At 61.3% G+C, this 25,374-nt stretch carries 14 protein-coding genes; all 14 read right to left on the reverse strand.

What is annotated here, in order from left to right; translation table 11 throughout:
• Window positions 1-187 precede the first annotated feature (187 nt).
• The 14 genes from ACLH0H_RS08160 to ACLH0H_RS08225 all read right to left on the reverse strand — a co-directional run bounded on the left by ACLH0H_RS08160 (window position 188) and on the right by ACLH0H_RS08225 (window position 25,345).
• Window positions 188-790, reverse strand: coding sequence for a hypothetical protein (locus ACLH0H_RS08160; RefSeq protein WP_411381641.1), 603 nt, complete (start codon window positions 788-790; stop codon window positions 188-190).
• Entirely contained in the window at window positions 774-9,194 is an 8,421-nt protein-coding gene (locus ACLH0H_RS08165; RefSeq protein WP_411381642.1) for a hemagglutinin repeat-containing protein, read from the reverse strand. Before ACLH0H_RS08165 ends, ACLH0H_RS08160 begins: the two co-directional genes overlap by 17 nt.
• 28 nt (window positions 9,195-9,222) lie before the next feature.
• Window positions 9,223-10,947 (reverse strand): ShlB/FhaC/HecB family hemolysin secretion/activation protein, encoded by a 1,725-nt coding sequence (locus ACLH0H_RS08170; RefSeq protein WP_411381643.1) that lies wholly within the window; start codon window positions 10,945-10,947, stop codon window positions 9,223-9,225.
• A 367-nt stretch (window positions 10,948-11,314) separates the two neighbouring features.
• Entirely contained in the window at window positions 11,315-11,797 is a 483-nt protein-coding gene (pgaD, locus tag ACLH0H_RS08175) for a poly-beta-1,6-N-acetyl-D-glucosamine biosynthesis protein PgaD (protein WP_411381644.1), read from the reverse strand.
• Between the two features lie 2 nt (window positions 11,798-11,799).
• Window positions 11,800-13,140, reverse strand: a complete 1,341-nt coding sequence (gene pgaC, locus ACLH0H_RS08180; RefSeq protein ID WP_411381645.1) for a poly-beta-1,6-N-acetyl-D-glucosamine synthase — start codon at window positions 13,138-13,140, stop codon at window positions 11,800-11,802.
• Window positions 13,141-13,142: 2 nt separating this feature from the next.
• A complete protein-coding gene (gene pgaB / locus ACLH0H_RS08185; RefSeq protein WP_411381646.1) occupies window positions 13,143-15,146 on the reverse strand; it encodes a poly-beta-1,6-N-acetyl-D-glucosamine N-deacetylase PgaB in 2,004 nt (667 codons plus the stop codon).
• A 12-nt stretch (window positions 15,147-15,158) separates the two neighbouring features.
• Entirely contained in the window at window positions 15,159-17,639 is a 2,481-nt protein-coding gene (gene pgaA, locus ACLH0H_RS08190) for a poly-beta-1,6 N-acetyl-D-glucosamine export porin PgaA (RefSeq protein ID WP_411381647.1), read from the reverse strand.
• Between the two features lie 322 nt (window positions 17,640-17,961).
• The gene (locus ACLH0H_RS08195) at window positions 17,962-19,458 is read right to left on the reverse strand and encodes a YdgA family protein (protein ID WP_411381648.1); all 1,497 of its coding nucleotides are present in this window, start codon (window positions 19,456-19,458) and stop codon (window positions 17,962-17,964) included.
• A 146-nt stretch (window positions 19,459-19,604) separates the two neighbouring features.
• Window positions 19,605-20,237 (reverse strand): NADH:ubiquinone oxidoreductase subunit N, encoded by a 633-nt coding sequence (locus ACLH0H_RS08200; RefSeq protein ID WP_076951497.1) that lies wholly within the window; start codon window positions 20,235-20,237, stop codon window positions 19,605-19,607.
• A gap of 90 nt (window positions 20,238-20,327) precedes the next feature.
• Window positions 20,328-21,770, reverse strand: a complete 1,443-nt coding sequence (locus ACLH0H_RS08205; protein WP_411381649.1) for an efflux transporter outer membrane subunit — start codon at window positions 21,768-21,770, stop codon at window positions 20,328-20,330.
• Complete coding sequence (locus ACLH0H_RS08210) at window positions 21,767-22,657, reverse strand: efflux RND transporter periplasmic adaptor subunit (protein WP_411381650.1); 891 nt, start codon at window positions 22,655-22,657, stop codon at window positions 21,767-21,769. The genes ACLH0H_RS08205 and ACLH0H_RS08210 overlap by 4 nt, the downstream gene beginning before the upstream one ends.
• Complete coding sequence (locus tag ACLH0H_RS08215; RefSeq protein WP_012721577.1) at window positions 22,654-22,863, reverse strand: DUF1656 domain-containing protein; 210 nt, start codon at window positions 22,861-22,863, stop codon at window positions 22,654-22,656. The genes ACLH0H_RS08210 and ACLH0H_RS08215 overlap by 4 nt, the downstream gene beginning before the upstream one ends.
• On the reverse strand, window positions 22,860-24,938 hold the full coding sequence (locus ACLH0H_RS08220; protein WP_411381651.1) for an FUSC family protein: 2,079 nt from the start codon (window positions 24,936-24,938) through the stop codon (window positions 22,860-22,862). The genes ACLH0H_RS08215 and ACLH0H_RS08220 overlap by 4 nt, the downstream gene beginning before the upstream one ends.
• Window positions 24,935-25,345: a MarR family winged helix-turn-helix transcriptional regulator gene (locus ACLH0H_RS08225; protein WP_411381652.1), complete on the reverse strand. Its 411-nt coding sequence runs from the start codon at window positions 25,343-25,345 to the stop codon at window positions 24,935-24,937. The genes ACLH0H_RS08220 and ACLH0H_RS08225 overlap by 4 nt, the downstream gene beginning before the upstream one ends.
• Window positions 25,346-25,374: the final 29 nt, after the last annotated feature.

Below are 25,374 nucleotides of genomic sequence, written 5' to 3' on the forward strand. Positions count from 1 at the left end.
CAAAGCGCAACACCTAAATAAATCCGTCCCCTTTATCCCAAAGAACGTAATATTTCTAGGCCAGCACCACAGATATTTAAACAAAAACCATTATCCGCCACCAATTACCTTGGTTTTCTGTAAGAAATCATGAACTTTTTACGGTCTGATTCTAGCTATCTATATGACAGAGCAGACTACTAATAATTCAGGCGTGAAGAATCCAGAAATTCATACCATTGACTACCCAGTACTGGTTTTCAGTAGAGATTAACTCATCAAAATCACTTGATGCCTTCGCGTCCCAATCTAGAGGAGCATAATCTTCATGAGCTCTATCCCAATCAGTATGCCGCAGCACTTTATTATCAAGATCAATGAAGAATTTCGGAAGCCTCATCCTCAACTGATCAAGTTCATTCAACCGTCCCTCTGCTTCATTAGATAAAATAGCTTCGATATGTCGATAAATATTAAAAAGTTGTTCCGGAGAATGTCCAAAGCAGAAAAAGTCACGCATTTTTTCAACAGAAAATTTAGCCACGCTTGCAGTATCCAAATACCGAGAAAAGGTATTAATATCCAGCACAGGGATACCACCTCTAAAATTGGCCACTGCCTCATCATAAAAATTTTCATCAATTTCGCCAGCAGCCAAATAAGCTTTGTACTCTATCTCAACATCGATGCAATAGTTTTCTTTATCATCAACCACATAATAATATTTGCCCCCTACCACAAATACCGCCACATCTTTTCGCCCCTCAAAAATATCATGGAGCACATCATTGAAATCATTTTCCAAACTCATCAAAAAACTCCTTGCTCGTTAACACTCGAGCCTTTGAAGAACTCTGTTCTATCAGCCTATCCCAAACCTTTGGAAGTTCCAAAGAAATACTTGGTTCTCCTTTGCTTGGATCAACAATTTTTGGGGCATTGGGATCTCTGGGTAAGCTATTAGTCGGTTTTTGCGTAATTGCGGAATCAATAATTTGTTTATGCAGTGCCGCATCAACCTCAAAAACAACCACATTTCCATCAGCACGTTTGTTAGTTAGATAGTAACTAGCGTGATGCGGGCCATTCGTGCTTATACACAACTGGCCGCTGCATCCGGAGTTAATAGTTACACTGCCATCCTCATTAACGCTCATTCTATTTTGGCTTGTTTTTTTACCACTACCACCACCTTCAACCCTAAAGTAAGTGACAGTTTCGTCCTCTACCGGGATTGTCTTACCACCTCTAGCCGACGACCATGCCGCCCCCAACACCATCATCGCGTTATCTATCAGGTGCTGCGTACCGCTGGCAACCTCTCGCTCGACCGGGTTGTCGTAATCCAAAGGTACCGGAACAACCTCCTTACCTACTTCATCCAAGTGTAAAAACTGCTTCCCGAAGTCGATGATCCCATTCAAGGCATCGCTGGGATAGTTCACAACGCCTTTGCCTAAGCCTCCAAGGGCAGTGCTGCGTGTTGCATCCCATATTTCGCTGTCTTTTTGGGACTGGTTCTTGTTTGAGGCTGCACCCAGCATCGCCTGTTGCTCAGTCGTAAACTGATTCCAGGTATGACCATACATCCCAGCATTTTCATAGGCGTCTTTACCGCCGGGGGCGAACATCAACATCGTGCGCCCACTTTCGTCTACAAACGTAGCTGCCTGGGAGCGCAGAAAAGACATGGCACTGAGGTCGACCATCGCATGGTCGGTCGCAAAATCCTTATCGACATTCTGCTGCGCCTGGGCGAGAAGCCTGGCTTCAGCAGCCTCTAGGGATATACCCTTTTCTTTTGCGAACGCTCCGGCCAGCGCCTTGATTCTATTGATTTCGATGGCGTGTAGCTGGCGGTTATTGAGGTCAACTGCCGCTGCTCCGCTACCGGCTACAACCGAGCCGCTAACTCCGTTGGCTGACCCGATCGAAGCTCCCAAACTCGTAGCGATCAAGGTCGAAAGTGCGCCTTGCTCTGCCTCACTCAGCTCGCCTCCTTTCAGAGCCTCACCAATGGACGGCATAAGCGCAGCGGAGGCGCCGACGCCTAACGCGGCACTTTGTACATTCCCACTGGACAAGCCAAGCGCCGCACCGGCCAGTGCGTGGAGTAAAACGCGCGCAGCGCCACCTTCTGCCCATGCAGCTCTTGTCGCGTCATCAATACCTTTACGATTTTTTTGAGCATCGGCAAAACTGCCGATTTTGTTGAAAATATCACTGGACGATGTGTTCGCAACGATCCCGACAGCGGTGCTCCCCGTCGCGCCACCCAATCCGGCGGCAATCAAACCGGAAGTGATGTCTGCCATCAGACGTTTATCACCACCCACCTGCCAGCTCTTGGCATCCAGATACGCCGCATTCGCCGCCAGCGCCGTCCTCTCAGCATCAGGGGAACCAGCCTCTGCCTGTTCATCTGCCTGCTTACTCAACGCTGCGGCTTTGCTCGCCTTCGCTTCGGCAACCTTGTTAATCACGCTGCTCGACAGCTGCGCCGAGCTTTGGATCAGGTCGATGCGCTCCTGCATCGCTTTTTCATCAGGCCGGTCTAACAGTTTGTTGGCGTTGGCGGTATCGCGGTTGAGGCCGACCAGATCATTAGCCCCGTCCACGTTCCGTACGATGATCGTTCCAGGGCTTACTGCACTGCGAGTTTTGCTGCTGTCGGATTCCTTGAGCAATAGAGGAATCGTGCCACCAACACCAGATCGTGCATCTTGGAAACCGGCGGTTGCACCGGAATAGCTCAAGCTAGCGGACTGGCTTTTGATGTCACTTTTGTTTTTGATGTCGCTGACCAACAGTCGGTCAGTACTCAAGTAGTTCTTGTCATTGCTGGCTTCGCTGGCGATCACTGCGCCTTGAAGCATGGTGTTTTTGCCGACAGTGATGTCGTATCCACCCGTCCCCGCATACAGACCAGACTGTTGGGTAACTGCCTTGTAATCGCTGTTCATTTTGCTGCCAGCGATATTGGCACTGCCCGCAACCATGGACCCCAGGCAGAAAGGTGGCACGCAAATGCTCACGCCCGCGCCGCCACTGGTTTGCTTGTTCTTCTGACTAGCTTCGTCCTGACGGGAGGCAATATTCAGATTGCCGCCGATCTGCGCTTTGATCGCGTCTGCGTGTACCTGCGCGCCTGCCAGGGTAGCGTCCTGGCCAGTCTTAAGGACGAGCAGACCGGTATCCACCGTGCTGTTGACCTGAGTGACTTCATGCCCGGTCCCCATGCCCTTGGCCATCTGAGCGCCCAAATCGAGCACAAAGCCGCTCTGCTCACCAAAGCTGAGGCTGACGCCGACACTGGTCTTGTTATTTTTGTTCTGGTTATCCCAGTTTCTCCGATCTTGGGCGCTTTCCAGAATGACGTTATTCTTGGCCTGCAACAGCGTGTCTTTGGCCTTGATACTGCTGCCGATGACATGCAAGTCGCCTGCGGTGCCCTGCGCATTCCCATTTGCGACGATCGCCAAGCTGCCGCCGCTGTTCAGCGTCGATTGCTTCACCGTCTCGGCGTTGTATTCGCTGGTGCTTTTTTTGTGCGTAGACGCGAGTTCGGTCCCAATCTTGAACACCGAGCCAGCGCTGTTGGCAGGCTTGCCATCTGACTCATTGGCCGAGGCATTGCTGCCACCTAGCGCATCGTAGGTCGACAGTAGCGCCTGGGCACCTTTGACGGCCTTCAGACGACTGTCGTCAGCCTGTTGGGCGGCCCGAACGTCATTGCGAATGCTCTTATAGGTATCCACCGCTACGCCACCAATAACCCGACCTACTGCCAAGCTCTTGGAGCTGTCCTTACTAGTTTGGTTGGCCGTTTCTGTGCCGGCAGCAATGGTGATATTCGAACCGCTTAGCGACATGTCCTTCGTACTTACCAAATCACTGGCGACTACCTTCAGTTCGCGTCCGGCGATCAGATTTACATTGCCGGCGCTGGACCCGACCGTACTCCCCAGCAAAGTTGTCTCGTTTGCAGTGCCGTTGTGTTTTGAGCTGTTGATGTACAGCTTCTGGTTGCCGGTCATGTCATCCAGACCGAGCTTGTTGCCCGTCAACACGCCGGTGAGGTCGCGATTTTTTTCCTTGTGCATGTCAGCGCGGGCGAAGGTGTTTTGCGCCGCGTCAATGGTCAGGTCGCGGCCGGCTTGCACCGCGAGGTCGCCGGTGCTCACAAGAGATGAGCCGGTGACTTTCACGTCTCGTCCGCTGGCAACACTTACCGTGTCGCCAGACACCATACTGCCCACTGCGGTTGTACTGGCTTCATCCACTTTGTCCTGAACCTTGCTGGACTTGAAGCCACCCCAACTACTTTTGCTTTCCTTACGTTCGTGGCGGGATTTTTCAGAATCGCTGACGGCAAGAACCTGTACATCGTTTGCCGCGACTAATCGAGCCGCGCCTTTTTCGGCGGTAACGGCGCTGCCGGCCAGCAGCAGGTTTTCACCGGCCACGACGGTGCTGTTTGTGCCGGCGCTGACGAGGCTGCCGACGTTGTTAACGGCGCTGGTTTCGTCGAGGCGGAATTTCTTGCCTTGGGAGGTTTTCTTGGTCTTGCTGTAGAAGCTGTAGTCCTGGTTTGCAGCGGCCTTGAGCTCGAGGTTCTTGCCGGAGACCAGGTAGGCCTCGTTGCCGGCGTTGACCTGGCTGGCCACCAGTTGCAGGTTCTGCCCGGCGCTCAGGGTGGCGTCGCCGCCGGCCTTGATCACGCTGGAAACTTGCTGCACGTGGTCTTCGATGCTCTTGACCTTTTTCGAGTTGGACGTCGAATGCTGCTCGTTGGCTGCCGCGATGGCGTTGAGGTCGCGGGTGGCAATCAGGTTGACGTCGCGCTTGGCATTAACCTGGCTGGCCACGGCGCTGATGTCGCGCCCGCCAATCACGTGCAGGTCGCGGCCGGCTTCCACCACGGAGCCTTGCTGGGCGATGGTGGTGAAGTTCGAGCGGTTGCCGATGGCGCCGCTGTCGAGGCTCTTCGAGGCGGTGATGCTGACGTCGCCTTTGGCTTGGACGGCCATGTCGGCGCCGCTCTTGAGCACGCCGCCGACGTTGTTGAAGTTGCCGCCGGCTTTCAGCGCCAGGTCGTTGGCCGATTCGATGCGCGCGGCGCTGTCGACGAAGTCGCTGCGTTCGGTGCGGTAGCTGCTGGCGCTTTCGTGGGTGGTGACGCTGCGTTCGTTGAGCAGGTCGGCGCCGGCGGCGAGGTTGACGTTGCCCGCGCTGATCACACCGCCCGCGCGGTTGCTCAGGTTGTTGCCGGCCAGCACATCGAGGCGGCCGCCGGCTTGCATCAAACCGCTGTTGGCCAGGTTGCCGCCGACGTTGGCCAATAGGCTGCCGGTGGCGCGCAAGGTGCCGGCGTTATTGAGGTTGCTGCCGGTGATCAGGTTGACGTCACTGCCGGTAATCAGCGCGCCATTCGGTGCCAGGCGGTTGTTCGCCTGGGCCAGGTACAGCACCGGCACCAGTACTTGTTGGCCGGCGACGGTGGCGTTTTCCAGCCACACGATGTCGTGGGTCAGGGCCGCGACCTGTTCGGCGGTGAGGCTGACGCCCACCGACAGGTTGAGTGCGGTTTTGCTGCTGATGGCGTTGTCCATCAGGTGTTTGAACAGGTCGGTGTCGCTGGTCTGTCCGTCGATGAAGCGCTGGCCGGTGCGCGCGAGCACGGCTTGCTGGATCAGGCGCTGTTCGTAGAAGCCATCGCCGAGGCGACGTTGGGCCGTCTCGGGGTCGTAGCCGAGCCGGGTCAGCATGTAGTCCGAGCCGAGGAACTGGCGCATGTCGGTGAACAGCGGGTTGGTTTCGATCAGGTACTTGTGCGGGCTGGCCGCGAACTGGCTGGTGGGCAGGCCAGTGGCACCCTTGCCATCGTTGAGGTGGAACAGGCCGTTTGGCCCGGTGGGCAGGTCGAAGCCCGGCAGGCTCAGTGGGTTGACCTGTTGCTGGGCGAGGTCCGGCGGCAGCTGCGCGTTGAGTTTGATCTGGGTCGAGAAGCCCGGCGCGTTGGTGTTGGCGCCGCTGCCGACGTAGGTGTAGCCGCCTTGCACGACGTTGTTGTCGATGCCGGCCTGGGCCCTCACATCGACGGCGCCGCCGGCCTGGATAACGGCGGCGTAGCTTTGGTCCGGTGCACTTAATTGAGTGGTCTTGCGCAGGGCGAGTTGCTCGTCTTGCATCTTGCCGATGAACGAGGCCAGGCCGGCTTCGACACCGTCCATGTTCTGGCCCGCTTTATAGCGCTGGGTGAACGCGGCCGCCTCGCGGTACCAGCCGCCCGGTTTGCGCTCGCGCTCGGAGGTGAAGACGCGGTCGTACTGGGTGTCGTGGGTCACCACACCCACGTTAGTCAGTTGGTTGACGATGGCGGTGAGGTTGCCGCCCGCAGCGATGCTACTGCTGCTGTTAAGCAAATCGCCGCCCGTCAGCACCATGTCGGCGCCCGAGGTGATGCTGGACGCCGCTGACGCTTGGTTGACGATCAAGTGATCGCGCTGGGTGATCTGGAATGGCCGGTTCTGCTTGCCGCCTTCGCAGTCGCCACCGGTCACGCCCTCGATACAGGCCGTGGGGGTGATGGAGGCGCTGTAGATCCCGGACTCGGTGGCGAGCACGGTGCGGATATTCTGGATCGTGCTGGCGGCCAGGATCAGGTTGCGCTCGCTTTCGATCGTGCCCGAGCTGTTGATGATGCTGGTGGCCGCCGTGCCCTGCCCGTCGCGATCGACGCGCAGGTTGCCCATCGCATAAATCGTGGCGCCGAGGTTTTTCAGACGGTCGACGCGCAGGTTCATGTCGCCGCCGCTGAAAATCAGGCCGTGGTCGTTGAGCAGGTTGTCCACGGTCAGGTCGAGGCTGCCCTGGCTGGCGACAGCACCGCCAACGCTCCAGTCCAGGCCTTTGCCGACCAGCACCCGGGTGCCGAGCAATTGGCCGGTGGAGGTCTGTTTCAGGTTGTCGACGTTGACAGTCAGGCGCCCGGCCTGGATCGCGGTGCTGTTGGTCCAGTCGGTTTTGTCGAGGGTCAGGTCGCCGTTGGTGACCAGGCTGCCGCCCACGTCATCCAGGCTGATACCGCTCAGGTCGAGCACGCCGGTGCCCACATGCAACACCTTGCCGCCGGTGTTCTGGAAGGTGTTTGCGGCGAGGCTCAGTTGGTCGTTGGCGGTGTCCAGGCTGCCGCTGTTGTTCAGCAGGCCGCCGATGGCGTAGCGGGTTTTGCCTGTGGTGCCCAGGGCGCGCATCTGGCCGCTGTTGGTCAGGCCGGCGCTCTCGACATCGAGGGTCGTGGCGCTTTCGATCAGGCCACGGTTGGTCAGGGTGCCGCGCAGGTTGACGTCGATCCGGTTGCCGGCGATCTCGCCGCCGTTGTCGACATTGACCCCGGTAAGGCTCACACCGCTGCCGGCGAACAGTGCGCCGTTGCCGTTATTGAAGTTGATCGCGTCAACCACTGCATTACCGGTTTTGGCGGCGATGCGCCCACCGTTGTTATCGAGGGTACCGGCGGTGATGTTCAGGCCGCCCTGCTCGCTGTGGATCAAGCCGTCGGCGCCGTTTTGCAGCAGGCCCGTCGTGGTGATTGCCAGCCCACCGTTGGCGGCCAGGGTGCCTTTGTTCTGGTTATCGATGCTGTTGGCGAACAGTGTCAGCAGGCCCTGGCTGGCGAGCTTGCCGCCCTGGTTGTCGATGTGGGCGGCGCGTTGCACCAGCAGCGGCCCGACACTCGCCAGCTTGCCATTGCGGTTGATCAGGTCGCCGAGCAGATCCAGGGTGATCGAGCCGCCACCGGTGAGGTTGCCGGCGCTGTTGTCGAGGCGGTTGCCGTGCAGGGTAAACGCGCCGGTGCTGTCAATAATGCCGCCCTGGCTGTTGTCCAGCAGGCCGCTGACCGTGAGGGTTTGCGCACCGTCGCTGAGCAGTTGGCCTTTGTTGCGGTTGTCGACGTTGTCGGCGGTGATATTCAGCGCCTGCCTGGCGCTCAGTGTGCCGCCCTGGTTATCCACGTGGGCGGCGGTGGCGGTGAGGGTGCGATTGGCGATCACCGTGCCGGTGTTGCTGATGCTCTGGCCGTCCAGTTGCACGTCGCCAATCGCGTTGCGGGTGTTGTCGGCGTTGACCCCGGCTTCGATGATGCCGGTGTTGGTCAGTTGGCCGTTGCTGGCCAGGGTGATGCCGTCGCGCGCGGCGAGGGTCTTGCTGTTTTTCAGCGTGCCCTTGGTCGTCTGCGCCTTGAGGCGGGTGCCGGCGTAAACCGCGCCCTTGGTTTCCAGGCTCGCGGCCTTGATATCCACCGCGCCGCTGGCGGCGGCCTGGGCCATGCTCAAGTGGCCGTTGGCATCGAGCTGGATATCGCCGCCACTGGCCGCCAACGTACCGTCGAGCTTCACGCCCACGCCGGCCTCGGTGCCCACCAGCTTGATCGCGCCGGCGTACATGCCGCCCAGGGCCGAGGAGTCGATGGCCAGTTCCGGCTTGGCGCTGCCGTCATCGGCGCGCACGGTGGTTTTCAGGCTTTGGGCATCGACGTCGTTGCGCCCGGCAATCACGGTGAGTTGACGCGCGTTGATCTTGGCGTTGATCTTGGCGGTGCGCGTGATGATTTCGAAACGGTCGACGTTGCTGGCGTTCAAACCCTGGCCGTCGATGGTCACCGCGCCGCCATCGACTTGGTAGTGGTCGAGGCGACCGACTTTGTCGATCACGGGTTTACCGGTAGTCAGGGTGACGTTAGGCGTATTGATGAACCCGCAGCCGTTGCAACTGATGCCGTAGGGGTTGGCCACGATGACTTTGGCCGACTGCCCCGCCACTTCGGTGTAGCCGCGCAACTGGCTGGGGCTGCCGCCGTTGACTTCGTTGAGGATGACGTTCGCCGCGCCGCCCTTGAGGTTCGGGTTGCCAACGATGATCCCGCCCAGCTGGGTGCTCTGCACCGCGCCCGTGGCGTTGTTGAGGATCACGCCATTGGGGCCGACGTTGTAGTCCTTGAACTGGTTATGGGACAGGCCGCTGCCATTGGGCGTGGCGATGTTCACCACCGGCACGCCGTTGCCTGCCTGGCCGAGCGTGGTGCCCGGGCCACTGACCGCGATGCCGTCGGCCTGGGCCAGCAGCGGCTGCCAGAACAGCGCGTTGGCCAGGATCAGCGCGAGGCCGCGTTGGGTCAGGCTTTTCAGGGCGGTTGCAGGGCGAGCGTCCATATTCAAAATCTCAAGGCAGCGGTGTTGATTACAGGAAGAAATCCAGGCGGAAATAGATCGGCGCTTCGCGCTCGGTCACCACGCCAGGTCGCTCCAGGGAATGGGCAAAGGTCACGCTGGTGCTGACGTTTTTACCGCGCGCGAACAACTCCAGGGAGTTACTCGACACGCGACCATGCTCGTCATCGTTGTAGCGATCGTTGCTGATCACGCCCTGGTCGTAACCGACGCTGGCGCCGTATTCGGCGAAGGCAGGGCGCATCCAGTCGAGGGTTACCGGGCGCGCCCAGCGCACTTCGTTGCGCCAGTAACCACCGCTGTCGCCGTTCAGTTGCTGGTCCTTGAAGCCGCGCACCGAGTAAGAGCCCCCCAGGCTCATGCGTTGCGCGGGGTACAGCACGTCTTCACTGCGCTGCCCGGTGGCGAGGCTGGAAAAACTCAGCGACTCGCCCCACAACGTGAAGGGCTGCAGGTAGCTCATCGTCGCGGTGTATTTGCGATAGCGCGGGGTCGCCGTGAGGTTGCCGTTGGCATCCCGCACCTGTTGATCGCTTTGCGCGTCAAAGGCGCCAATGCCGTTTTGCATGCCCACATCCAGGTTGACGAAGGCATTGCCGATACGTCGCCCGTGAGTGATGCCGACCTGAAATTCACTGAGCCGGTTGCTGCTGGTCGCCAGGCGCGAGTCGAGCAGGTAGTTGTTGGTGCGCAGGTGAGTCAGGCCGACGTTGACCGACGTCTTGCTCACCTCGTCGCGATGGATCACCCGCTCGGCCCGCAGTTGATGGTTCTGGCTGTCGCCGTTCTGCTTGACCTTCAGGTCATCCAGCATGAGGAAGGTGCGGTATTCGCTCTCGCTGTAGGTGTAACTGAAGTTCCACCAGCCCCACGGCACGTTGTAGTAGAACATGCTGCTGTTGGAGGTTTTCTGATGGTCGCTGATAGCGTCGTGGCCACCGCGCAAAATCAGCTGATCGGCCAGGCCCAGTGGGCTGTCCCATTCCAGCCCCGCGCCCCATTGTTGTTCGCCGGTGCTCTTCTGGCCGTCGTTGTTGCGCGACAGGCTGGCGCGCCAGGGCTTTTGCGGCACGTTCTTGACCAATACTTCACTGCCGCCGATCTGGCTGCCAGGGGTCAGCTCCATTTGCGCCTGCTTGGAGGGCAAACGGCTGAGCTGGTCGACCAGTTGCTCGATTTCCCGCAGGTTAAGCGCGCCGCCGACGTCGCCGGGAAACGCCATGGCCAGCTCGCGGTCGGTCAGGTTGCTGCCTTGCGCGCCCTTCAAGCCTTCGAGCTTGCCTTCCACCACCAGCACCTGCAGGTGACCGCTGGAAAGGTCTTGCTGCGGCAAATAGGCACGACTGGTGACATGGCCCTTGGCGATGTAATAGTCGGTGATGACCTTGAGCAGCTCATTGAGCTGTGGAACACCCAGACACTGGCCGATATAAGGTTTGAGCAGAAGGGTGCGGTCGCCGGCGGACAGACTGTCGGCGCCCTTGAGCTCGATGTCTTTGATCGGGAAGCAACGGGGGTCGGCGGGTGTGGCCGGGGCCTGGGACTGATCGCCTTTGCCGGGCAAGTCCTGAAGTTCGTCCAGACGCCGCCGCTGCTCTTCCAGGAGGCGGTTCTGGCGGTCGCGAATCAGGTCCTGATCCCCTGGCGTAGGGGCGGCCGTGGCGCTGTTCAGGCTCATATAAGCGAGCATGAAAGTGCACAGCAGATACCGGGTCCGTGGCAATAAAAAAGACATATTCGATCCATCGAAGATCAGGGGCCGGCAAACTAGCATCGAACTTCCGATAACTCAAAAAACAGAGTTAGTTGGGTGCTCGCACTAGATACTCGTGTAACCCATTGATTAATAATGAATAAAAACAACCAAGAAGATACTCGGCCTGTCACTGGAAGTATTCTTCCGACAAGCGGCAGCACTGTTGATCGGTATTCATCATAGAACTTATAAGTTGCCATTATTTGGCCATCAAGTTCTTGCTGAGATAAGTTAGTACCGAAAAAGGCAGAAAAGTTCGCGAGGGTTTTGTGAATGGGGTCGCATTTATCGGGATTGAACAAGATCATTCCCACATTGCATGGGAACGATCTTTCAGTGCTGTTCCTTAGCTGGCGTCTTTGTTCTGGACGTTGCCCGGCACCAGGGTGAGCCCCGGTTTTTCCACATCGCGCGAGACATGGGACGTCACTTGCGCCACACCGCCCTCATCGTCGTTATGGATCACCAACACGCCCGGCCGGCGCAACTGCTCAAGGTCGCCTTCAGCAAGGCTGAAGCTCTCGCTCAGGTGCTGGTCGCTGAGCGCCTTGGCCTCCGCGCGGCGCTGGGCAAACTGGCGACCGCGACGTTGCTGGTAGCGCGCCCAACTGATCAGGATGATGGCGTTGAACACCGCGATCCACAGGTAGATCTGCAGGGTGTTGAGCGCGGCGAAAATAGGCGCCTCGAGGCGAGGGCCACCGTGGGTCTGCAATATCGAATTGATCCCGCGCGCCAGCAACCAGATCAAGCCGGCCCAGGCCATCAGGGTCAACAGCACATCGATGACCCACATCACGGAACGTTGGCGGGTTCTGACCAGTTTCATGATCACGCCTCCTCACTGAGCGGTTTGATTCCGCGATCCGGGCTGACCCAGCGTGCGCGCTTCTGGTGTTGGTTGAACAACACCTTGGGAAAACTGACCAGCGTGGTAAACAGGCTGACCAGCCAGAACACCATGGGGTACCACACCGTCCAGAACAGGGTTTTCCACAGGTCTTTCTCGTAACGGCGGTCGATCAGGATGCTCACCGCAAACTGCAACAGGCAGACCATCGCCAATACCAGCCCGGTAAACGCCGGCGGCATCAACGAGTCGACGGCAATCGCTTGGGGCAGCGGGACGAATTTGCCCAGGCCCCAGAAGATCACCGACAACATGAAGGTGAAGGCCCAGCCGGTGGACAGGCAGTATTCGAACAAGAGCGGCCACAGGTAGCGATGACGCCATTGCCAGATACCGCGGATGTTCTTGAACAGCACTTCGGCGCCGCCCTGTGCCCAGCGCAAGCGCTGCTTCCACAGGCCTGCAACGGTTTCGGGCATGAGAATCCAGCACAGCGCGCGCGGCTCGTAGAAGATGCTCCAGTGATCGAGTTGCAGCTTCCAACTGACATCGATGTCCTCGGTGATCATGTCGGTGCTCCAGTAGTCGATGCGGTCCAGCGCCTTTTTACGGAACGCCACCACCACACCGGACACCGTGAAGATCCGACCGACGACCCGCTGAGTGCGCTTGATCAGGCCGATGATCGACGAGAACTCGCCGACCTGCACCCGACCGATCAGGGTCGAGCGCGTGCGAATGCGTGGGTTGCCGGTGACGGCGCCCAGGCGCGGGTTGTCGAGCATCGGCGCAACCAGATAAGCCGCGGCGTTTTTATCCAGCAGCGCATCACCGTCAATGCATACCAGGTATTCGCTACGCGCGGCCACGGCGCCCATGCGCAAGGCCACTGCCTTGCCCTGGTTCTGCGCCAGGTGCAGCACGCGCAGGCGCGGGTGCTGCAACGCCAGGGCATCGAGGACGGCCGCCGTGTTATCGGAGGAACCGTCGTTGACCGCGATCACTTCGATGTTCGGGTACACCTGGGCCAGCGCGGCCTCCATGGTGTCGGCGACGTTATCCCCTTCGTTGTAGCAAGGGATGATGATCGAGATCAGCGGGTTGCCGGCCAGGGTCGGCGCCGGCGTGTCTTCTTCCCAGGGCCAGTGGCGCTCCCAGTGCAGCCAGAAGTACAAGCCGCCTGCGATCCACAACCCCGACATGAACAGCGGGTAGAAGAAGACGAAGTCCATCAGGAACTGCCCGGTGACCAGGAAGATCAGGCCCAGGGGCACGCCCAATACCAGTGCCAGTACGCATATAGCCAGGATTCTGTCGAACATGGTCAAGGGTTCCATTGGTTGGAAAGGGCCGGACGCACAGTCTTCAGGTCCGGGGAGTTTTCCAGGAAGTTGTCCGGGTAGTAACCAAAACTCGTGACTCCCTGGCGCTTGAGCACGCTCATCCACTCAGCCAACTGCGCACCGCTGATATCCGGCGCGGCCTGGGTGCGCCAGTCTTTGGCTTGCAGTTCGAACACCGTGCGTTCCAGCGCACCGGGCCGCTGCTTGACCGTGGCCACCAGCTTTTCCAGCCAGGCGTTGGAATTGGCCAATGTCTGACCTTCCATCAGCGGCATGGCCATCGGCGCGGTCCAGTCGTAGGTCTGGAGAAAATCGTCGAGGTTCTGCGCGAACCAGGCTTCGCTGCCGGGGTTGAGCATCGGCTCGGCGAAGATATTGCGCGCCGTCAGTATCTGCGGGCCACGGATGGCGCGGAACTTGGCGGTCAACTCGTTGGTGAAGTCGATCAGGTAGCGGCTCTTGAAGCGAGTCCAGCGCTGCATCACGGCAGGGTCGGCACGCAGGGCCGCGATGTTGTCCGGCAGGCCCTGGGCGGCGTAGGCCTTGAGTGCAGCGGGGCTGGCGTCTTCAAAGTCGCTCAGCTTGGCATCGTCGTGGTACAGCACGGCGTCGACACCACTGTTACTGGAGCTCGCCAGGTCCTGGTAGATCTCGCCGATCATCTGCCGCACTTTCGGATCGAACGGCGACAGGCGCTTGTAATCATCCGGATCGGTGCCCACCTTGCCGGTTTTCGGGTCCCAGCGTGTTACGCGCGGCAATGTGCGGTCGAGGTCGAAACTCAGCACCGGCATCCACGCAAATACGCTGGCACGGGCACGGGTATGCAACTGCCAGGCGACCCGGTTGAACAGGTCGGCGCGCATCGGCAGATGCCGGTTGGGGAAGTACAGCGAACGCACCAGGCCGTCACCTGCGGGGTCGGCATAGGCTTGCAGGAATACCGTCGGGGAACCCATGTCCACCACACGCTGGACCAGCACATCGAGGTTGCGCGCCTGTTGCGCCGGGTCGGGGTCGTAGACGTGGTCGAGGTCCACATGGATGACGCGCATCGGCGCCTTGGCCTGCACCGAGACGATGCTGCTGGCGAAGTGCTCGCCGTCCGGGTCGGAGGCCACCAGAAAGCGCGGGCTGTTCATCAACTTGTTCGAGTCGTCGAGGCCGTCGTCCAGCGTCAACGCCATCTTGTAACCCTGCTCGTCCACAACCGCGAGCGAGGTGCCGTCGGCGGCGCCATAGGGCCATACCCACACCCGAGGCGCCTTGCCGGTAACGGCGCGAATCTTGTTCGAGATCGCGACCACGTCAGCCCGCATCCGCGCCTGGAACTGCGCCTCGGTTTCATAGCGATTGGTCGCCGGATCGAAGCGGCGCGTGGTGGCGGCCGGTTCCAGGTTGCCCTGGGGGTTGGCCAGGATGCCCTTGTGATTGGCGTCGGTGTGGGCGGCGATTTCCACCAGGCCGGAGCGCGACACTTCACGGATCTGCTGCCAGGTCAGGAACTCGCCGCGTGGCCGTGGCAGACCGGCGAAGTCCACCGGCTGGTTCAGCGGCGTATCGATCCAGGAACCGACCGGCGCGAGCACTGCCGGCCAGTTATAGGCGCGCAGAATCGGCATCACGCGGGTGTAGAAGCTGGAATAACCGTCGTCGAAGCTGAGCATGACGGCCTTGGGCGGCAAGGCCGGCCCACCCCGGCGCGCGGCGAGGATCTGGTCCACGCTGACCGCCTGGTAGCCGTTCTCGCGCAGCCAGGCCAACTGCTCGATCAAACGCTCGGTGCGCACCGCCACCACCGCCTGGTCGGGGTCGGTGTCATTGACATCGTGGTAGGCAATGCCCAGAAAATGATTTTTCGGCCACGGCGCTTCGTTGGCCTGGATCGGGCGCTCGGCGGGTGGCGTGAATGGCGCGGGTTGCTGGGCGCAGGCGCTGGCCAGCAATACGCCCAGGACCAGCAGACAACGGCTGAGGAGGGTCATGATCAGGCTCTTTTAAAAACGATAAGTGAGGTCGACGAGCAGGCGCAGATCGCGTTCGCGATCGCCGTCATACGTGCGGCTGACCAGGCTCAGGTTGGCGCCGGCTTCGAGTACGTCGTTCCAGCGAATACGCTGGCCGTAACCGATCAGGCCGACACCGCCGCTGGAATAATCCTGCTGGCGATAAGTCCCCGCGCCGACCTGGAACTGCTGACTCCACTGGGTCTCGTAGCGGTGATAAAGCACATGGTTGACGTTGACGGTGGGCATCACACCGAAGTCCGATTTCGGGTTGAAGTACAGCGTGTCTTCCTTGCTGTTGCGGCTGGCACTGACTTCCAGACCCAATTCCACTTGCACCTTGGGCGAGCTGTAAATGCCCTCGCGGCCGGCGAGCAAGGCTTCGAGGCGGTCGTTGCCATCGCTGAAATGCGACGGGCTGACGGTCAGTTTCCATTCGCGGCTTTCATTGGCGCGCCAGCGGATGAAACCGCTGCCGCCATTGGCCGTGACGTCGGTATTGAGCGCCCGCAACGGCGTGGTTGCCGTGAGGTAGTCGAGGCTACCGCCGTATTGCCAGTGGTCATTGATGTCGCGGGCAACCGCTACGCGCGCGCCTTGTTTGGAGCCAAAGCCGTAGGAGTGGTTGGAGACCTCGGCTTCAAGGGTCATATCACGGGTGCGCCGCTCCACACCCACGCGCTGCCAACGGTGATGGCCGGTGCCTTCGGTAAAGTCGGCGGTGCCGTAGCCGGCACCGGTGAACAGGCGCCAGTCTTCGTCGATGGGCGGCGTGTAGACCACGGTCTCGATGCCCCAGTCGCGGCTGCCCCTGATCGCACCGGCGTCTGCGTTATTGCTGCCACCGTAGCTTTTGCCGGTGTAGGCCTCGACGCGGACTTCAGCCATATCGTGCACTTTGCGCAGGCGATCGAGGCGCTGGACCTGGCGGTTTTCCGGGGCGCGGGCGACTACGTCATCGGTGAGCACATGGAGTTGGCGCCACTCCTGCAGGTCCAATGCCGTAAAGCCTTGGGACATTTCCACGCCGATGTCGCGCGGGCTCTGGTTTTCGGTTTCCTTGAGTGATTCTTCGGCGCGTCTTGGCCATTCGCGGGCACGGTACATCTCGGCCTGCGCCAAACGCACGCCGATGTTGCCTGGGGCTTTGTTACCCAAGGCTTCCAGGCGTTCTTCGCTGGTTTCCAGGTCATCGCCATAGGTACCGGCCTGGGCCGCCAATTGTTGCGCGTCCGCCCACTCGTCGTTAGGGTCGCCCATGGGCAGGCCCTTGAGTTCAAGCCGCGGCTTCTCGCTGCGCGCCAGGTTATCGGCGACCACGCGCGCCTCGGCCACCTGGTCGCTTTCCAGCAAGGCGTAGAACAGCGCGGAGCTGTCTTTGACATGATCGCCCGGGTCGGCATCCGCAGCGGTCAACGCCTGGCGGTACAGCGGGGCGGCCTTTTCCGGCAGGCGCTGGTCGAGGTAGGCGGCAGCGACCCAGCGTACGGCGTAGGTCGGCAATTGCACGCCTTGAGCCTTGAGGGCTTCGTACTCACGAATCACTTCGGCGGTGCGCGCCCGCGCCTTGAACGCGCCGAGGCGGTCGATGCGCCAGATCATCACGTCGCCCTGGGCGCTGGCGTCCGGGGTCCAGCGGGCGAGCAGTCGGTCGTAGTCCGCAAGCGCGCGGTCAGCGATCACAAAGCGTTCCTTCTCGGTACGCGTGGCGAACTCGGCCATGCGCACGCGCTCGGCGGCCAGGTCGCCTTCGAGGCGGCGCTGGGTGACGGCGTCGATCAGGCCCGGGCGCTGGGCCGACAGGCGCAAGGCGGCTTCCGGCAGGCGGGCCTTTTGCAGAGCAACGAGGTATTCGCGGGCGACTTCGGGCTTGTCGCCGGCGCGGATAAAGGCCTGGTCGAATTCAAACAGGGCGTCGTAGTTCGAACCCGCGCGGGTCAGGGCGTAGCCCAGGGCCATGCGCCGGTTCGGGTCATCGGGCTTGGCGGCGACCAGCGCGCGGGTGCGCTGCACGGCTTCAGTGGCTTTGCCTGAATCGGCCTGGGTAAGGGCCAGGCCCAGTTGCAGGTCGAGATTGTTCGGTTCACGCAGCAGCGCCTTGCGGTAGACCGTCTCGGCCTGCGTCCACTTTTGTTGGTCGCGGTAGGCACGCGCGACGGTGGCCAGCGCTTGGGCGCTCAAATTGCGATTCTGGCCTTGCGCTTCGTACACCTTCAGCACTTCGGCATCCTGGCCGGCCCAGCCGGCGATCACCAGGTGGTCGCTGATCTGGCCTGGCGTCTGGCGCTCGGCGGGCAGTTGGCGCAGTTGAGTAAGGGCGGGCGTGAAGTTGCCGTTGCGCGCCTGGATGATCAGGGCGTCATAGGCCGGGTCGGCCATCGCAAAGGTGGGCATCAGCAACTGGCTGCACAAGGCTGCTCCGATGAGCAGTCGCAACCGGCCTGAGGCACTGAGTGGTGGGTTTGGCAACATATCGTCGGCTTCCTTACAAGGAAAGCTGTAACGATGGGTGAGCCTGAGCGGTGCGCATCAGGGTGTCGGCGTCTCGTGACCCGACCTAGCTTTCCTGGGGGAACTATCCCTTAGCGGAGAAAGGGGGAGGGAGATTCAGAACAATTGTTCAGAATTGCCCGACCAGTGCCACAAACCAAATGTGGGAGCGGGCTTGCTCGCGAAAGCGGTGTGTCAGCCAACCTCTCAGGTGACTGGTACACCGCTTTCGCGAGCAAGCCCGCTCCCACATTGTTTACTGCATTCCAATCGAACCGCTTTGGGCGGCCCGATTTATGAAGTCTTACTGAGCGCCGCTCACCGAGCCGACCTTGGACATCACAAAGCCGATGAACTGCTCGACGGTCATCTTCTGGCCGTTGAAGGTCACTTCATTGTTGGCGTAATGCAGCTTGGACACCACGTCGCTGCCTACCAGGGTCGCCAATTGCGTGCCAACGGCCATGCCGCTGACCATTTCGCTGGCCATCTGGGATTGCTGCTCGATGGCTTTAGGGTCGGTCACACCGCCCGCCTGCGCCTGCAGGGCGGCAACGTCGGCGATCATCGGCTTGGACAGGGTCAGGTTGGCGTCCAGCAGCGCAACGATCTGCTTGCCCAGTTCAACCGGCGGCAGTTCCATGGAGGCTGGCTTGGCCAGGTCCAGCACCAGGTTGAATTTGCTCTCACCGTGGGTGGTTTTCAGCGACAGGTTTTCCAGCGCCAGGTGCGGCTTGGCGGCCAGCAACTGGTTGACGTTGGCTTCGGCCAGGGCTTGCTCGGCCTCGGTCAGTTGCAACTCCGGCACTGGCTGGCCGGCGGCGGCGGCGGCTTGCACCGGCTGCATCTTGTCCTGATACAGCTTGGTCAGCAGCAGGCTCGATGGCACATCGATGTTCTTCAGGCTCAGGGCCATGGCGGCGGAGCCGACGGGTTTGCCCTGGTAACCGATCTCGTCGATCTTGTAGTCGACGCGGCCGGCCATGATGTTGTCGTTGACTTCGCTGCTGTCTTTCTGCTCGAAGCCCTTGAGGGTCAGTACGGCTTTCTGCGGGCCGAAGGTGAGCTTGGTATCGGTCAGTTCGATGGTGTTCTGGCCGGTGTAGAAACCAAAGGTGGATTTCTCCAGGTTGCTGGCCACGGTCAGGCCGGCGAACTCGGCGTCGAACGGCGCGCCATTGGCGTCAACCACCGCCAGCTTGAGGCTATTGATGTAGCCATCAACCTTGACCTTCTTGCCTTCGGCGGTGCTGTCGAAATCCAGGTTCAGGCCGGAGAAGCTCACCGAGGACGTCGGGTCCTTGAAGTCAAGGGGCAGCAATTCGAGGTTACCGCTCACCGAACGGCTGTAGCCGATATTGGCCACGCCTTTGAGCGGCGACTTGTCTTTGGCGGCGGCGAACCATTTCTCGGTGGTGGCGTTCTTTTCCAGTTCATAGTGACTGGTGGCCATGACCGGTAGCCATTTGAGCGAGACCAGGCGCGAGAATGGCAGTGGGCCGTGTTCGATATGGTCGACGATCAACAGCTCGGGGTTCGGGTTCTGCTCGCCGAAAAACGAGCCCTGGCCCGTGAGGCGATAGTGCGCGGTGCTGCTGAACAGGCCACGGTCCAGGGACACCAGCTCCAGGGCAACGGTGCCGTCGACGCCGGCCATGGAACGTTGCAGTTCCTTGTTGGCGTCCTGCACGGCCGTCTGCAGCACCGGCTCCAACTGCTTGCCGGTATACCAGGCACCGCCTGCACTGACGACGCCCACGGCGACAACGAAACCCAAAAGAACAACGGCTGGCTTATTCATGAAGTGACCTGATCAAATCCTGTGAGAAGTGGGCTGTCTTCCTTGAACCCTGAGGGGGTTGGCTCAAGCCCGCCGAAAACGGGGGAAGATTAGCACTGGCGGGCGCGAACGGCCCAGCTTTTCAGAGGGATCGATTCAGCAGGAGTTCAGGAGTACTCCAGCTCAATTTCATCGAGCTGGTGGTCGAAGCTCTTCAGGCGCGCCGTCCAGGTGTATACCAGCACCTCAAACTCGCGGTGTATCACGGCGTTTGCGGGGGTGTCGGACTTGGGGTCGCAGAAGTCCAGCTGGTAGCGCTCGCGGGCCATTTGCGTTGCAACGTCGGACAATTCCCGCGCGTTATTCAGCCAGTGCCTACCTTCGGCAACTTGCCGGTCGAGGGCCACGCACTGTTTTTTCAGGACTTCGAGGCTTTTTTCCAGCGGCGTGCCGGTGAGGTCACCCATGACTTCCTGGAAGGTCCGCCCCGGCTGCCAATAGCTGCCCCAGAAATAGCGGTCGAACACGGTTTCGACCCGGCGCAGCGCGACCTTGGTGTCCCAGATCACCACACGGGTCTTGCCTTGTTCGAGGAGTTTTTTCTTGACCCGCTGGTTCTGGTAGGAGGCCCAGGCCACCACGCCGATGGACAGGGTGCCGATGACCAGGCAGGCGCTGTCGAGAAACACCATGGCCTTGTCGAGTTGATGGGCGAGCATGACGCCGTAGAAATAAGCGGCCGATAACAGCACCAGTGCGAACAGCACGCACCAGAACGCGGGAGCATAAGGGTTTTTCATTTCGCGATCCCCATGAGCAACGCAAGCGATATCAGGCGAAGCGCCCTGAAAACAAGGGGGCGCTCCACCTGTCAAAGCATAGCTACCTGCTCAGGGTTTGCCGGGCGGTGAGGCTTGCGTTCGTCCGCTTTCCCAACCGCCGCCCAGGGCCAGGAACAGATCGATCTGGCTCATGGCAACCTGGGTGTTGGCCGCTGCCAGTTGGGCGCGCACATCGGTGTAGGTGCGGGTGGCTTGCAGGTCGGCCAGGAACGATGCGCGGCCGGCCTGGAAGAAGCGATGGGTCTGGGCCGCCGCTTCCTTGGCCGACTCGCCGGCGTCGCTGAGGGCGTCGCGACGTTGCAGTTGCGCGGTGTATTGCGCAAGGCCCGTCTGGGTTTCACGGATGGCGTTGAGCACCACGCCGTCAAAGTGCGCCAGGGCGCCCTGGGTCGCGGCCTCGGCTTCGTGGATGCGCGCGCGGGCGCCATTGGTCGGCACCGTCCAGCTGATCATCGGGCCAAAGCCCCAGCGGTTGGTCGCCGGTTGGCCAAGGTTGTCGAGCAGACCCACGGTGCCCACCGTGGCGCCGATGCTGATGTCCGGGTAAAGCGCGCCGGTGGCCACGCCGATGCGCGCGGTGGCCGCGGCGAGTTGGCGTTCGGCCTGGCGCACATCCGGGCGGCGCTTGAGCAGGGTCGCGCCGTCACCTACCGGCAGCAGCTGGGCGATGTGGGGTAGTTCAGCGCAGGTGTTGGTGCCCGCCGGCAGTTGGTCCACCGGCTTGGCCAGCAGCATCGACAGGCGAAACAGCCCGGCCTGGCGCAACGCCTGGTAGCGCGGCATATCGGCGCGCAGGGATTTGTATTGGGTTTGCGAGCGCGTCACTTGGGTTTCATCGCCGCGCCCGGCGTCCCGCAGGCGCTGGGTCAGTTTCGTGCTCTGGGCTTGCAGCTCAAGGGATTCGTTAGCGATCGCCAGCTCTTCGTTCGCCGCGCACACTTGGGTGTAGGACCGCACAACGTCCGCCACCAGCGTGATGCGCGCGATATCGGCGGCGGCTTGCGCGGCATCGGCGCTGGCCTGGGCGCTTTCGATGCCGCGTTGCAAGGTGCCGAACAGGTCGAATTGATACGACGTGGTGATCCCGACGCTGCCGATGTTATCCACCGGGACTTTGTCAGCCAGCAAAAACGCTTCGCCGGACTCCTGCAGGCGCTGGGCTTCGGCCTTGGCGCCGGCGCTCCAACCACCCGCCGATTGCGCTTGCTGGGTCTGAAAGCGCGCCCGCTGCAGGTTGGCGGCGGCCACGCGCAGGTCGGTGTTGGACGCCATGGCCTGGCGCACCAGCTCATCCAGGCGCGGGTCCTTGTACAGCTTCCACCAGTCCGCTGGCACCGGCGCCGACACCACATTGCCGCCCTTGCCTGCCAACTCTCCTTGCAGGTCACTCCGGTTGATGGCGGCCTTGTCCGGCAATTGGTAGTCCGGGCCCACCGCTTGGCAGGCCGTCAGCAGCAAACCCAGCGCGGCGCTTGCCAGCAGCTGCTTCATGGCGTGCCTCCGTCTTTAACCTTATCGCCAATGATCGAGACGGTCGCGGTTCGCCCGGCGATCATGCGGAAGTCCGGCGGCACCTCGTCAAACGCGATGCGCACCGGAATCCGCTGGGCCAGGCGCACCCAGCTGAACGCCGGGTTGACGTTGGGCAACAGGTTGGAGCCGCTGCTGCGGTCGCGGTCTTCGATACCGGCGACGATGCTCTGCACATGGCCGCGCAGGCGGGCGTTGTCGCCGATCACGCGGATGTCCACGTCCATGCCGACATGGATGCCGTCGAGCTTGGTCTCTTCGAAATAGCCGTCGATATGGAACGAGTTACTGTCCACCACCGACAACACCGGACGCCCGGCGGTGACGAATTCCTGGGTGCGCGGCGCCCGGTCGTTGACGTAGCCGTCCACGGGGCTGCGGATTACCGAGCGGTCAAGATTGAGCTGGGCCGAATCCACCGTTACCTGGGCCTCGGCCAGGGCCGATTGGGCACGGGCGACGCGGGACTGGCTTTCTTCCAACTGCTCGCTGGGCACCAGGTTGCCCAGGCCACGGTTACGCTTGTACTCGCGCTGGGCCTGGGCCAGGGTTTCCTGGCGGTCGGCCACGGCGGCCTGGGCCTGGCGCAGGGCCAGCTTGAAGCGGTCCTGGTCGACGGCGAACAGCACCTGGCCTTTGGTCACCAACTGGTTGTCGTGGACGTCGACGCGCTGGATCAGCCCGGACACGTCCGGGGCGATCTGCACGATGTCGGCACGGATGTGCCCGTCACGGGTCCAGGGCGCAAACATGTAGTACATGACCATGCGCCACACAACGACGACCGCAAACGTCACGATCAACAGCGTGAGGACCACACGGCCGATGGTCAAAAAAGGTTTTTTCATGTCATCAGGTATCGACTGAGTGAGTCCACCGCGCCCAGCAACAGCGCGTAGAGCCCCACATTGAACAATGCCCGGTGCCAGACCAGGCGATAGAAGTGGACGCGGGTCAACAGCCCGTGCACCACCAGAAACAACACGTACGTAATGCCCATCAGCACCAGCAGCGTGGGCAGGAACACCCCACTGATATCCAGATCACCAATCATAAGGGCGCTCCATCAGGCAGCGGCGCTTGCAGCTCGGCGCCGCCAATGAATTCTACGCCCGGCAACAGCGCCAGGCGCAAACCGGCCAGCGCATGCAGCAAGTGCAGGCGGGTGTCGTCTTCGTCTTGCAGGCCTTGCCCGTTGAGGGCGCGACGCGTGCGGTCCAGCGTCATCAGCAGACCGCTCGGCGCCGGCAGGCGTTCACCGGCCTTGAGGCAGGCCTTGAAATAGCCGCCCACGCCTTCCACCACCTGGTTGAGCAGCACCCGTGGCACACCGAGGACCCGCGGCGAGTAGGCCAACAGGTCGAGCAGGTTCAGCGCGACGCGCAAATCGCGCAGGGCGGTGCCGGTGTCCTGGTTGATCAGCGCCAGGCGCGGCAGGTGCTGCATCAGGCGGTCGAGCATTTGCGCGGCCATGTGCCGGTGTTCGGCGAGGGTCGCCGGCTCCGTAAGGCTGACGATATCGCGCCAGCTGAAACGGGTCAGGCGCTTGGCCGCCAGCTCGGCGCCGAAGGGCCGCGCGATCAGCGTCCACACAAAGGCGAACAGCAGGCCCACGGGACCGGCCAGGTTGACGTTGGCGAAGTTGAGGAAGTCGGCGTCATAGGCGCCCTGGATGCTGATAAATGACGAGGTGTTCACCAGCGTCAGCAACATGCCCAGGTAAAAGCGCGGCTGCACGGTGAGCGTGCCGATGCAGATAAACGGCACGGCAAACGCCAGCACCAGCATCGGGAAATCGTGCAGGTTGGGCAGTACCAGGAACAGATAGAGGCTGGCGAACAGCACCGACATGGCCGTCCAGAAAAAGAACCGGTAGATCTGCGGCGCCGGGTCGTCCATCGAGGCGAAGAAACTGCAGGCGACAGCGGCCAGGATCACCGCGCTGCCGCCGTCGGTCCAGCCGAGCAAAATCCAAAGCACCGAGGCGACGATGATTGCGGTGACGGTGGAAAACGCCGAGTAGAACATCAGCCCACGGTCGAGGAACGGCGTAAGCCGGCCCAGGCGCCAGTGGCGATAGACGGCGCGCCAGGTGTCCTGGCTTTCGCACTGGATGGCGGCTTGCAGGCTGCGGCAGTCCTGCCACAGGTCGATCCATTCGGCCAGACGGTAGAGGGCGTTGGAGAAGAGCAGCGTGTGGCGGTCATCCAGCGCTTCGCCCTGGGGTTGGGCGGCGTCGATCTTGTCGCGCAGCACGCGCCAGCGTTCGACGGGGGCGTTTTCTGTAGTGCTTGCCAGCCAGGCACTGGCGGCTTCCAGCAGCGGCGTGAACTGATCGAGAAACTCCGGTGCACGGTGTTCGATGGCGTAGATCGCGTCGTCCAGGGCGTCGACCACCGGCAGCAGGTGGATCATCCGCCCACGCAGTTCCTTGGTATTACGCACCGTCTGCGGCCGGGCGCCTTCATGGGGCAACTGGCCGATCATCAATTCAAGGGTATTGAACGTGGCGACCATGCCGCCGCGCAGCGTGCTGATTTCTTCAGGCTCAACCGTGCGCGTGAGGAAGCGCTGGCTATAGACCTGCGCGTCGGCAAACCACTTGGCCACCGAGCCATCGAACACCGGCATCAGCCGGCGCGGCCAGAACATTGCGCCCACCACCGCCGCCACGGCGATGCCGAGGAAGATCTCTTCGGTACGCGCCTCGGCCACGTCCCACACCGCCAGCGGGTTATCCACCACCGGCAGGGCGATCAGCGGCAAGGTATAGCCAGCGAGCATCAGCGCGTAATTGTTGGCGGTGCGCAGGTGCATCGACAAAAACAACAGCGTGCCCGTCCACAGCGCAATCACCACCACCAACAGGTAGGGCGACTGCACAAACATCGGCACGAAAACCACCGCCGCCGCCGCGCCCATAAAGGTGCCGATGGCGCGGTACAGCGCTTTGGAACTGGTAGGGCCGACAAACGGGCTCGACACGATATACACCGTGGCCATCGCCCAGTACGGACGCGGCATCTGCATGAGCATGGCGATGTACAAGGCAATCATCGACGCGGCGAAGGTACGAACCCCGTAGAACCAGTCTTTGGCAGGCGGCATGCCAGTGAAAAAACCGTTCACGGCGTCGCCGCCTCGAAGGCGCGCAACACACGCAGCGCGGCCTCCAGATCGTCGGGCGCGATATTCGCCAGGACGTCCTTGCGCAGGCGCACCAGTTGCGCTTCCACCGCGTGTACCAGCTCGCGGCCACGCTCGGTAAGGCTCAATGACTTGGCGCGGCGATCATGGATGTCTTCGGTGCGGCACACGTAGCCGTCAGAGCACAGCCGGTCGAGCAGGCGCACCAGCGACGGGCTTTCCATGCCCGAGGCCTGGGCGACTTTTACCTGGTGCACACCGTCGCCCAAGCGGCCGATCATCAACAACGGCACGGCGCAGGCTTCGGAGATGCCATAGCTCACCAGCGTGCTCTGGCAGATTTTTCGCCAGTTACGGGCGCCCACCACCATGCTGCTGCTGAGGTTCATCTGGAGTTGTTCGAGGGATTGAGGCACTG

The organism is Pseudomonas sp. MPB26, from assembly GCF_046605355.1.
Taxonomy (GTDB): Bacteria; Pseudomonadota; Gammaproteobacteria; order Pseudomonadales; family Pseudomonadaceae; genus Aquipseudomonas; species Aquipseudomonas cedrina.